Below are 11,887 nucleotides of genomic sequence, written 5' to 3' on the forward strand. Positions count from 1 at the left end.
CAAGAAACCCGGTACGGTTCACACCGGTGTGGGTGCGTTTGCGCTGGATCTTACCCAGTCTTGGGCGACCGGCCTGAAGGGTAATGCCACCGGGATCGATGATCATATGCAGGGGCAGAGCTACCGGGCGACCTACAGCAAGTTGCTGCCGGAGACGCGTACCAACTTTACCCTGGCAGCCTACCGTTTTTCGAGTGAGGGCTACCTGAGTTTCGGCGATTTTGCCCGGGCGCGCAGCACCCAGACTCCGATGTTTAACGAGGTGAGTAGCCTGCCCGGCCTGATAGGCAGCGTTGCCGAGTCTGCCCGGCCGCGTAACCGCTATCAACTGAACATCAACCAGCCGTTGGCCGATGGGTATGGCAGCCTGTTCTTCAGCGGTTCGGCGCAGAACTACTGGCATAATCGTGGGGGCACCAGTACCACGTTCCAGGCGGGATATGGTAACAGCTACCGGTGGGGGAGCTTCAACGTGGGCATTAGCCGGACCATTGGCTCGGTGGGTCAGTCGGATACGCAGTACCTGCTCAGCATCAGCATTCCTCTCGGCAGCCGGGCACATGTGCCAATGCTGACCACCTCACTGAATTACAGCGACAGCAAGAACACCACAGCGCAAACCACCCTGAGCGGTACGGTGGGTGAAAATAACCAATTGAGCTATAACGCGTTTGGCAGCAGCAACCGGGCTGACAGTCACAGCACCAATTCACTGGGTGGCAACGTACAGTACAGTTCCCCGTATGCGGTGATGAGCGGCGGTGCCAGCAGTGGCAACAGCACCCGGCAGTTGAATCTGGGGCTGAGCGGCAGCGTGGTTGCTCATCCGGGTGGTGTCAACTTCACACAATACCAGGGGGAGACTATGGTGGTGGTGCAGGCCAAAGGGGCTGAAGGGGCTGCAATCAGCAGCAACGTCGGCGCCGCGGTGCAGGGGAACGGCTTCGGGGTGGTTTCTGGGTTGATGCCATATCGCCAGAACGAAATCGCGCTCGATCCGAAAGGAACTTCGCAGAACGTGGAGATCCAGGGGAGTTCTCAGCAGGTCGCTCCCAGCGCCGGGGCGATCACGACGCTGAAATACGAGACCCAGACCGGCACGCCGGTGATGTTGCAGGCTACCCGAACCGACGGCAAACCGATCCCGTTAGGGGCAGAAGTGCTGGGTAACAAGGGGCAGTATCTGGCGATGGTGGGCCAGGGCGACCTGATCTTCGTGCGCGGTTTGGATCCTCAAGGGCGACTGGTGGTGAAATGGGGGCCGGACACCAACCAGCGTTGTTCGCTGCTGTACCGTTTACCTGCCAATCTGGACAAGTTACCGGACTACCCAAAAATCGCTGCGAAGTGCGAGCTGTAAACACGATTTCTGCTCGGCAATGCTGGGCGGAAAACCGGATCCTACATAGTTGTTTTTAAGCGCTATGATTATTTAAAGAGCTGTTTTTCTCTTATTCATTTTTTATTGGAAGATATCAATCATGAACAGATCGCGAGTTATCGCCTTTCTCTTTGCCGTGCTGTGCAGTTGGGTATTTCAGGTGCAGGCCAACGTGGTTATTTCCGGTACCCGGCTGGTTTATCCGGCTAAAGATCGGGAAATCACCGTAAAAACGACCAATATGGGTAAGGAGCCCTCAATGGTTCAGGTGTGGATCGACCGTGGCGACCCCAATAGCCGTGCCGATACCGCCAATGCCCCGTTCCTGGTGACGCCACCGCTGGTGCGTATTGACCCTAACAAAGGGCAAGCATTTCGCGTGGTGTTTACCGGTGCAGCACTGCCTAAAGATCGGGAGTCTATCTTCTGGTTCAACCTGCTCGACGTGCCGCCGCTGCCAAAAGATGCCGATGCCAATGTGATGCAGGTGGCTTATCGTTCACGCATCAAACTGTTTTATCGCCCAGAAGGATTGGCGGGTAACCCGGTCAAAGCCGCCGAGTCTCTGACCTGGTCACGGGGAACGCCTGGTAAAAGCGGCGTTGAGCTACAGGTGCGTAACAACAGCCCGTTCTATGTCTCATTGTCCAATGTCGCCCTGAAAAGTGGCAGTGCGGCGTTTAACAATGCCGAAGGGAAAACCCTGGCACCGTTCAGCACTCAGAATCTCACGCTGAAAGGGGTGGGTACGCTACCGGCCGGGCAAGCCAATGTGATTTACAACTGGGTTAACGACTATGGTGCGTCAGTTGAACAAACCACACCATTAACACCATGATAGATAAAGTTTGCGAGTTGATAATGAAGATGAAACAAACATTGCGCGCTAGACTGATCGCGTTATCCCTGTGTGGCGTGGCGCTGGCGATACTGGGTAGTTCCAAGAGCTATGCTTTCATATGCAATTCACCGCCGCCGATCTCTATTACCTTCCCGCCGCTGGTGTTTGAAGGCGGAGCGGACGGCCCCACCATCGGCCAGCCTATTTCTAGTAGCTGGGCAGCGGTGATGAACAGCCCCAATTTCCTGACCGGCGATGCCTCCTGCATTCTTACACATGGCCTGACATTACCGACGATGGGGACAAGAGTTCCGGGTATCACCTACAGCGAGAACGGTCTCATCTATCCGATATATGCCACCAATATCCCGAGCATCGGCATCATTATGGGGATCAAAGCCACCTCGGCGGCGGCTTATACGCCGGTAAACTTTCCAATCACTGCGTTTTATCCAGACCCCAGCCCATCGGCAGGCCTGGGGATAAGCATTCATGCCAAGCTGATCGTCATTGGCCGTTTGACCAGCGGTGTTTACCAAATTGCTAGTCAGAGTCCGCTTTATGTCTATGGCAATGGGCCTAATTCAACGGTTACCGATAAGAGCGATTTGATAATCAACCCCAGCACGGTGACCATTAAGGCCAGTACTTGCCAGATCCTCGGTAGCAACACGCAGAATGTGCCGTTGCTACCGGTCGGCAAAACACAGTTCAGCGGCGTGGGCTCTGTAGCAGGTGCCCCGGCCGATTTCTCGCTGAGAACACTGTGCGGCACCGGCGTCAAGCTTTATGCCACCATGACCGATGGCTCCGATCCTGGCAATAACGGTAATACGCTCAAACCTGCGGAGGGCACTACCGCGTCTGGCGTGGGCGTTCAGATATTCCGCGATGGCTTGCCCATTGCCTTTGGCCCCGATTCTTCGGCCTCGGGGAATACCAATCAGTGGTATATCGGCTCCGCTAGCAGCGGGGGGAGTGAGGTCTTTACCATCCCCCTGAAAGCCAGATACGTGCAGACGGAGCAGAATATGGTGGCCGGCAGCGTGAAGGCCCGAGCCACGGTGACGTTCTCTTACCAGTAACAATATCGCAGCCAACAAAAAACCGGTGAATCTGCCGGTTTTTTTATTGTACATAGGGAACCTCCAGCTAGGCCGGAGGTTCCCTATGAGTAATACTGGTCACGGTTTCCCCTCACCTCAGCCCTCTCCCGATGTAAAGGCAGAGATTTCATGAACACTGGGGGCTAGTCCTGCGCCGGATTCAGGTGCAGAGGTAATCGGTAGCAGGATTGATGTCGAGGACGAGCACGGAAATCAAGTTGTGGCACGTTAGGTCCCCTCTCCCTGTGGGAGAGGGTTAGGGGGAGGGGCTCCACGGCAGGCTAGCTAGAGTCGATCCGAGGCTTTTTCGTGTAAGGTATTTACACCCCAAATTCAGCAACAAACAAAAACAATAATTCAGCCTTCAATAAGGTTTTCCTTATATCAATTTCCTGCATTTAAATAAATAGACCTGCGCTGGCATTTAAATAACTGTCACGCTTATTTTTGTTTTTTGATTTTATTTTTATAACAAATTGATTTTATTTGTATTTTAATGTGAATGTTGATCTGGATCATATTGGGATTTTTCCGTTTAGTTTTCGTTTATACTTCTGTTGTTATTATTCCCTGGCTTTATCTGAATCGCCAGTCATCGCTAGGAAATAATGAAATAAGGCTATCCTTATTTACCCCGATCAGCAATGTGGCAATATATTCAAACCCTGAGATATTCCCACTCAGGGCTCTTTCGTAATTATGAATCAATAACATTGTTCATCGTTAATTTTAATCAACAGCAAACCATTCGTTGTGCTGAATACTCGTTAGTAAAACCAAGGAATATAAAATATGAAAGCAATCTCTATCAAAGCCGCCCTGGCAACCCTTTTGCTGGCTGGCCTGGCAAGCAACGCCTTTGCCTACGACGCGCAGATCAATATTACCGGTGAATTGACGGAAAGCACCTGCCTGATTAATGGAGCCAGCAGCCCGGCGGTCAAGAACGTCACTTTGCCAACGCTGTCCAAGTCCGCCCTGACCGGTGCAGGCTCATGGGCTGGGCGCGTGCCAGTCACCTTCGAACTGTCTGGTTGTGATGTGGGCACCACCGGCGCCACTGCCACCTTCGAAAATGGCCCGAACATCAGCGCTGAAGGCAACATGAAAAACCTGGCCGCCACCAATGCTGCCACTAACGTAGAAGTTCAGTTGCTGGATGCAGCAGGTACCGCGCTCAACCTGGCGTCAGACACCGTAACCACCCCAATCGTGGGTGAAGAAGGGATCCTGAAGTTCTATGCCCAGTATTTCTCCAAGGATGGCGGGGCATCTGCAGGTCAGGTGGTCTCACACGTTGAATTCTCAATGAACTACAACTGATCCCGCTGGGGATATCCGTAGTCACGGTATCCCCGCCTTTTTTAAGGGCATCCGCAAATTGGGTGTTCTTAAAAAAATGCAATTCCCCACTGTTTGTAACCACCATCTCCGGAGGAATATTTATGTTTGCTAACGTCTTATACGCATTTACTCCTCGCCAGACTCGTCAGATCTTTTTGACCAGCCTGTTAGCGATGGCGGTAAGTACGGCTGCCCACGCCACAGACCCGAATTCTCCAGAGTTGGCAGAATTTGACCCCGGCTTTTTCCGTGGTCTCAGCGGCCAGGCGGCCGATCTCTCACGCTTCAGCAAAGGCAACACCTTGACCCCCGGCCAATACCGCTTCGATGTGTACGTCAATGAACTGTGGGTGGGCCGCCAGGAGATCGCGGTGACCCATACCGTCCCCGAAGCTGAGGTGAACTATTGCTTTACGCCTGAGCAGGTACTGCAATGGGGTCTGGATGCCAGCAAACTCCCCGAAGCGGCGCTGGCCCAACAGGCGTTAAAGAATGATAAGTGCTTTGACGCCGGGAAATTTATCCCCGGTTTCAAGTTAAGCGCCAATACCGGTGAACTGATGCTGGAGATCACCGTCCCTCAGGCCTTTATCGGTTCACGCCGTGGCGTGGTCGCGCCCGAACTGTGGGATCATGGCGTCACTGCCGGTTTTGTCGGTTATAACCTCAATGCCTTCCACACCGATAACCGGGATGTGGGCAATACCACCCAGTATTTTGGCGGTTTTAACAGCGGGATCAATCTGGGGGCCTGGCGTTTACGGCATAACAGCAGTTACACCCGGACGGATGGGGGCAACAATACCGGCCACTATCAGGCTATCAGTAGCTACGCTCAGCGGTCGATCGCACCACTCAGAGCGCAGTTCTCTGTGGGGCAATACTTCACGCCAGGCGATCAGTTTGACAGCGTACCGTTCACCGGTGTGCAGTTGACCAGTGATTCCCGCATGAACCCCGATACCGAGAACGGTTTTGCGCCGGTGATCCGTGGCATTGCCAACTCTAACGCCAAGGTCACCGTCCGTCAGGGCAACAACGTGATCCACGAGACCAGCGTACCGCCAGGGCCGTTTGCCATCGACGATCTCCACAGTACCGGCTATTCCGGCGATCTGCTGGTGACGGTGACCGAAGCTGACGGCCAGACCCGCAGCTTTACCGTGGCCTATGCGGCGGTGCCGCAGATGCGTAATGGCGTGCTGAAAGGGCCAACCCCGAATACCGCCAGCCCTGATACCGTCCGCGCGATGACACCGGAAATGTTCTTCGATTATCTGGCAGTACATATTAATGGGGAGAAGGCGGGCAAAGCCAAAGCCGTATTTAACATTGACCTCGGTAATGACGGTGGTAAGTACAAGCTGGAACTGGAAAATGGCGTCCTTAACCATACTGCCAATGCAGCCGCTAAAGAGGCTGACGCGACAATCACGCTGGACCGGGCAACCCTGAACAAGATTATCCTGAAAGAGGAAACGCTCAAGCAGGCTGAAGATAAAGGGGAAGTTAAGGTCTCGGGTAATGGTGCCAAGCTGGAAGAGATGCTCGGTTACATGGACAAATTTGAATTCTGGTTCAATATAGTGACTCCGTAATATTGGCTGTGGGTTAATGCTGGTCATTTAAAGTGACCAGCAGTTTTCGTGTTTTGCCTGAAATATCAGCCGTTCGTTTTTATCGCTGAAGCTGACTGGCAAAGCGAAAATCCTGAGCTGATTTATACTTAGTATCAATATATGTGATACGGAGTATCCCAATGAACTACCAGATGCGTAGTGTCAGTTGGCTCTTGATTTACCTGTTTTTCATTCTGGCTCCTCTGTTTGCACTCTTGCTGGGAGCAATGCCAAGCACTCGCGATTTCTGGACCGAGTTTTCGGTTGCTTTAGGCTACGCTGGCTTGGGCATCATGGGGTTGCAGTTTGGCCTGACGGCGCGTTTTCGCTACGTAACCGAGCCACTTGGCGAAGATGTTATCTATCATTTTCACCGTCAGATATCACTTATCGCCGTAGGGTTGGTGATTGCCCATCCGATCATTCTGTTTATCGCCCGCCCAGAACTGTTGGCATTGCTCAATTTTATCGAGGCACCGTGGCGCGCCCGTTTTGCCGCAATTTCGACTTATTCATTGATCGCACTAGTGATCATGGCTCTCTGGCGTGTGCCGTTGAAGATAAGTTACGAAACCTGGCATCTCACGCATATTATTTTGGCGCTAGTCGCTCTGGTCGCCGGGATTTTTCACATGATTGGCTGGAGTTACTATCTGGGCAATCCTTGGAAACGTGGGTTGTGGATCGCGTTAATCATTTTCTGGCTTGGTATGTTGCTGTATGTTCGCATTATCAAGCCGTTGTTTATGTTGAGAAAACCTTACCGAATCGCGGAGGTTCGGCAGGAACGCGGGGAGACCACGACCTTATTGATGAAGCCAGAAGGGCACGTGGGTTTTCGTTTCTCCCCCGGCCAGTTTGGCTGGTTGACCGTTTGGGGCAGCCCGTTCAGCATCACTGGCCATCCATTTTCATTTTCCTCTAGCGCAGAGGCGCAGGATGGACGCGTTGAGATGTCTATTCGTAATCTGGGGGATTTCACCAGCAGCATAAGCAAGCTACAGGTGGGGCAACGTGTGTATCTGAATGGCCCTTATGGCGCATTCACGCTTGATCAACAGTCTGATATGCGCGTGCTGATTGCGGGCGGTGTCGGTATTACGCCGATGATCAGCATGATCCGTACGCTTGCCGATCGCGGCGACCGCCAGCCGGTGATCCTGATTTATGGCAGTAAAGACTGGGAGTCGATTACCTTTCGCGAAGAGCTGGAGGTTTTGAAAACCAGAGTGAATCTGACCGTGGTCCACGTGCTGACTCAGCCACCGGAGGATTGGTCTGGTGAACGCGGGTTTATCAATGCAGACCTGTTTAAACGCCATCTGCCGCCGGTCTATGCCGATCATGAATACTTTATCTGTGGGCCAAACGTGATGATGGATGCTATAGAGAAGACGCTGTCTGAACTGGATGTGCCGATGTCACAGTACCATTCTGAGCGTTATAACTTTGCCTGAGGAGAGACGCGATGCGCCGTCAGTATGCCGATCGTTTAGCGATTGCCACCGCCGTGATTGTGATTTTGCTGGCCTTACTGTTTGCTTATTTGCGAGTGAGTTAACGGCTAAACGCCTGGGATGATGCCAAGTAACACCGGCTTTAATGATCCTGTTTGTTGTTAAGCTCAGCACGGCGCGTTTTCCATCGTTGGAATGGCAGTGCTATTCCCGTTGCAATTAACAGCAACAGAGCCAGCACGGTATTCACATTATCTCTCCAGGTAGATTTTTCGGCTGGTATCGATGAGGGTTCCGAAAGTTGTTCATCATCATTAATCAGGTAATCGCCCTGATGAAAGTTAGCAATGACTTGAGTCGCAATCTCTTTATCAGACTGTTTTACCAGAAGTTTCACACCTCCGACCGCCTGTGCACTCATCTGATTATTCCATATCATGTTTTCGTCGAGCAACATGACATCAATGCCTTCTGACCGAAGAAGTCCGGCTTCAATATGGGCATCAAGAGGAGAAAGATATTGCGCTAAGAGTACATATGAACTGCGAGTTGGATGGATGTTCCACACAGAAAAATGCCTCCTAAATGTGCAACCGGCTGTTGTCAGTGTACATCGTTAAGCTTGCTTTGAACAAGCCAGGATCGGCCAGAGCTGAGCAGGGGATTTTGATTTTTTCATGAGTTATTCTCGTGAAATCTGATGGGGAATGGCAGCCAACAGTTCTCAGATTACACGTAGCGCGATCAATAAATCAGGGTTTTATTCTCACGAGAAGCGTTCCGTTGGCGATCTGTACATCGCCTTGGTATGGTTGCTTTTGCCTGAGATAGGCAATCGTCACTAATTTGAATAGAGACATTTTCAATGCTTAGAAGTCCACATTTTTGCCGCTTGCTGATCGCTGCAAGTTTTCTTGCGTCATCCTGTGCCGTACATGCTCAGGACTGTCCGAAAGATGATCTGTCACCAATGTGTGAGGATCAACGTGCCCAGGCGGTTTACGAACTGGCGGACAATGAACTCAATACGGTTTACCAGCAGTTGTTGAAAAGGATGTCGAAGTCACAGAGTGAATATCTTGACTACCCGACGCTCAAGGTGAAGTTCATCGAAGCACAACGGCAATGGCTGCGCTTTCGCAACAGCGAGTGCGATGCCTGGTACGTGATCAATCAAGCGGGTACGGGACGTAACGCCGATCAGATGTCCTGTCTGGTCACGAGAACGAAAGACCGAACCAAACAACTGAAAGAATGGGCAGCGTATTTGCCATAAGCAGTTTCAAGTAATGAACAACAAACACATGACCGTGCCAAGTAGCCAGATTTCATCTATCGTTACCTTTGTCAAGGCTCAATAGGAATGTCTATACGCTGGCTCATTAGAAATGTCTATGGTTCAGTGCTCTTATCCAGAACGGCGTGAGATATTTCAGTTTCTCCATCAGGTGAGAGATGGCGATGGTGCTAGGTTTCCTGTTAGATATCGGCGTCCACGGACAAGTGCAGTTTTGCCAGACGCGGCAATTTTCCACCACCACTGGATGACATCTCTAGGGTTATTCATTACAGATTTCACGTAGCGCGATCAAAAAAGCAGGGGATTTTGACCTATCGACTGATTGTTTTCTGTTTGATGCTTGCGAGCGGATACTCGGTTATCTGATCATACCGCCAGTTGATAACCATCGGGGTCGGCGAAGTGAAAAAGACGTCCAGGTCGGTAGCACTATGGTTGCGCCTACGTCTTCCAGACGTTTCTGAATCTGTTCCAAATAGCGATGTTAGAAGGTTTTGTCTTTCGATTCAAATTTGTCTATACGATGCCAGAAGAAGTACGAAATGAAGCTATTCGTGACATAACAGCTTGTCTGAAAATGGGGGCATACGTACTTGATATTGTACTCACGCTTCCTCTTAATGATATTGCCATAGCTCATTACAACTTTGGTGCTACAACACTGGTGTGCATAATGTGTGACTCGTTATGTAGAAAAGGCCGTTGCGAAAATTTTTCCTCGCCACGGCCTTTTTAGCATAACGTCATTATACGAACCAACATTACTTCTTCGCTATTTAATACCGAAGTTATCACCTGCAGTATCAATTCTGATAATCAATTGCCATGAAATATCTTTCTTGGAACTATGTTGGTGATGATTTTGAGGTGGAAAAGGATCACTTTTATTACTTGTGATTTCTTTTCCACATACAGTACAGCGATAAATCCCTGAAACAGGCACCTCTTTTCCTGGTCCGTATGTGGATTTCCAGCGTTCGTTGTCACCTGAAACTAGTGTTAGATGTTTTTTTGTCTCATTTGTATAAGCTGCCATTTCCTTCTCCTTGAGTTAAGATATTTCATCAGTAAAAACCTTACCTAAATTGATGTTTTGAAATACTCATAGATATTAGTAGCAATTAGAGAGCTAATTACACTGAAAATTATCACAGTGAAGGAGGATATAGTCAGTGAAATTATTGGGTGTAGCTTAATAAAACCTAACCATCTGTAATATAATGCTTTTTAATCATTTTTAGTTCTAGCTTAATGTTTTCAGTCAAATTAATAGGAACTTTGGCACTAGCTAACGTATGTTCGCACTCTTTACATATAATCGGCTTATTGCATGACTCAATAAGAACAGATTTTATTCCGTTCATATCAAACAAACATCCCTTGGTTTCATCATGAGTAAACCCAGGAGTTTCTTCATGGTTTGGGATTCGCCTGCCTGACCTCAGATAAACCAATGAGTATGCATATAAAATTCTGTAAATTACATTTTCCAAAGGGATGCTATCATAAAGTAGATGATCTTTTATCTCATGAAAAGTAAATGCAATCTTATTGCCGCCAAGCCTGCGTGAATACCAGTTATTTTCTAGTGGAACATTTGTTAGCACTACTAAATAATCGGAATAATCTTTCTCGGTAACTTGCCAATTTATTAACCCATAAGAATACACCCAATAATAATCAATATCTGATTCGCAATTTAAATTGTGAATGTCAATGATGGATATTTCGAATAGTTCAGACTTCCAATGCTTTACTTTTTTTATATCAAACCTTGCTGGAATATACCCCAATGTGGCTAATTTTATTTTAACCTTTTCCATCGTCCTATCCTTGTTCACTTTGCCTGATAGTTACTCATGCTCTTTAATGATCTGGTCACGAGCGACCTCATTAACGCTTAAAAGATGGTCATTTATAACATGGAGCTCTTGAATGCGGGAAGTATTCCGATATTTAGCCATGCCCTCAAGAGCGTTTTTTGCATCGTTAACATTCTGATAGTACGTGGTTTTATCGGGGCCATGGAACCACTTTTTCAGATTGCGATTTGATCCCCTCTGGCGATGATGTACGCCAAAAACCTACCAACCATTACGACCTCTGCCATTTAGGAGTGAATAATGACCCCACAGTGATTCTGGGTTCTGTGACACCCATTTTAGATGACAGCATCAAGCTGATCAGCAATTCGGATGATTTTTGACCAATCGGCGTCACTATAACGGTGTCCTTCAATTTCAAAGGAGGTTTTGGCATTGTTCATAGCAGATTCTTCGATTGAACGACGGCTTACGGAGCGGGAACCGGCATTCAAACCACGAATGTACACAGTGACCTTGTCAGAAGAACTGCCTCGTGCTGGCCGGGTACTCATTTTATCTCTCCAGATAGCAGAGGTTAAAGATATGACGATCAGTATATACTTCGGCCAAGCAAGTTGGTAGCTGCAACAGTCGCCATGACAAAAATGCAGGGGGATGGGCTAGGCTACGGATAATCGATTATTTCTGAGACAGATGTCGGATAAGTTGTTCGGTTTGTTCTGCGCTGAGCATCCCTTTAGAACCGCCATTTTCAGGCTTTAGCTTGCCTTTATTCAGGTATTCATGGATGTGATGATCAACCGTTGTTTGCTGCAGGCGTAAAGCCTGAGCAATCATCACAGAACTCCAGCCTTCAGAAGCGAGAAGGACGGCTTTTATACGATCACAAACGAGCTTATCCCTACTGGAATCATGCAGGCGTTCGAGTTCGATTTTCTGTTCTGCGGTGATAAATATCTTCATGGCGGAAAGCATGATCCTCAACGTGGACAAAATCAAGCATCTTCAATGAT

At 49.3% G+C, this 11,887-nt stretch carries 11 protein-coding genes and 3 pseudogenes; 8 read left to right on the forward strand and 6 right to left on the reverse strand.

Going from position 1 to position 11,887, the window contains the following annotated elements; translation table 11 throughout:
* The 7 genes and pseudogenes from U869_RS0127730 to U869_RS0127755 form a co-directional block, all read left to right on the forward strand.
* The coding region (locus U869_RS0127730) for a fimbria/pilus outer membrane usher protein (protein ID WP_025122010.1) at positions 1-1,360 on the forward strand (1,360 nt) is incomplete at its 5' end.
* Positions 1,361-1,481: 121 nt separating this feature from the next.
* Positions 1,482-2,219 (forward strand): molecular chaperone, encoded by a 738-nt coding sequence (locus U869_RS0127735; RefSeq protein WP_025122009.1) that lies wholly within the window; start codon positions 1,482-1,484, stop codon positions 2,217-2,219.
* Positions 2,220-2,242: 23 nt separating this feature from the next.
* Positions 2,243-3,307, forward strand: coding sequence for a fimbrial protein (locus U869_RS0127740; protein ID WP_157834776.1), 1,065 nt, complete (start codon positions 2,243-2,245; stop codon positions 3,305-3,307).
* Between the two features lie 813 nt (positions 3,308-4,120).
* Positions 4,121-4,651: a fimbrial protein gene (locus U869_RS0127745; protein ID WP_025122007.1), complete on the forward strand. Its 531-nt coding sequence runs from the start codon at positions 4,121-4,123 to the stop codon at positions 4,649-4,651.
* A 194-nt stretch (positions 4,652-4,845) separates the two neighbouring features.
* A pseudogene (locus U869_RS32935) lies at positions 4,846-5,334 on the forward strand (FimD/PapC N-terminal domain-containing protein); the annotation flags it as partial.
* Positions 5,335-5,367: 33 nt separating this feature from the next.
* Positions 5,368-6,270: a fimbria/pilus outer membrane usher protein gene (locus tag U869_RS32940; protein ID WP_369795078.1), complete on the forward strand. Its 903-nt coding sequence runs from the start codon at positions 5,368-5,370 to the stop codon at positions 6,268-6,270.
* A 161-nt stretch (positions 6,271-6,431) separates the two neighbouring features.
* Positions 6,432-7,748 (forward strand): ferric reductase-like transmembrane domain-containing protein, encoded by a 1,317-nt coding sequence (locus tag U869_RS0127755; protein WP_025122005.1) that lies wholly within the window; start codon positions 6,432-6,434, stop codon positions 7,746-7,748.
* 142 nt (positions 7,749-7,890) lie between these two features.
* Here the strand turns inward: U869_RS0127755 and U869_RS0127765 are convergent, their stop codons facing one another.
* Positions 7,891-8,316, reverse strand: a complete 426-nt coding sequence (locus U869_RS0127765; protein WP_025122004.1) for a hypothetical protein — start codon at positions 8,314-8,316, stop codon at positions 7,891-7,893.
* A gap of 297 nt (positions 8,317-8,613) precedes the next feature.
* Between U869_RS0127765 and U869_RS29830 the strand changes: the two genes are divergently transcribed.
* Positions 8,614-9,024: a lysozyme inhibitor LprI family protein gene (locus U869_RS29830; protein ID WP_081795979.1), complete on the forward strand. Its 411-nt coding sequence runs from the start codon at positions 8,614-8,616 to the stop codon at positions 9,022-9,024.
* 390 nt (positions 9,025-9,414) lie between these two features.
* Here the strand turns inward: U869_RS29830 and U869_RS32945 are convergent.
* The 5 genes and pseudogenes from U869_RS32945 to U869_RS0127790 all read right to left on the reverse strand — a co-directional run.
* A pseudogene (locus U869_RS32945) lies at positions 9,415-9,523 on the reverse strand (VOC family protein); the annotation flags it as partial.
* A 297-nt stretch (positions 9,524-9,820) separates the two neighbouring features.
* Positions 9,821-10,084, reverse strand: a complete 264-nt coding sequence (locus U869_RS31205; protein ID WP_071998309.1) for a protein L — start codon at positions 10,082-10,084, stop codon at positions 9,821-9,823.
* Between the two features lie 166 nt (positions 10,085-10,250).
* Entirely contained in the window at positions 10,251-10,871 is a 621-nt protein-coding gene (locus tag U869_RS29835; protein WP_232785412.1) for a hypothetical protein, read from the reverse strand.
* 338 nt (positions 10,872-11,209) lie between these two features.
* The gene (locus tag U869_RS29840) at positions 11,210-11,425 is read right to left on the reverse strand and encodes a hypothetical protein (protein ID WP_025122002.1); all 216 of its coding nucleotides are present in this window, start codon (positions 11,423-11,425) and stop codon (positions 11,210-11,212) included.
* 133 nt (positions 11,426-11,558) lie between these two features.
* Positions 11,559-11,837 (reverse strand): annotated as a pseudogene (locus U869_RS0127790) (transposase); the annotation flags it as partial.
* Between the last annotated feature and the right edge of the window lie 50 nt (positions 11,838-11,887).

Origin of the sequence: Serratia sp. H1w, from assembly GCF_000633355.1 — a bacterium.
Classification (GTDB): Bacteria; Pseudomonadota; Gammaproteobacteria; order Enterobacterales; family Enterobacteriaceae; genus Chania.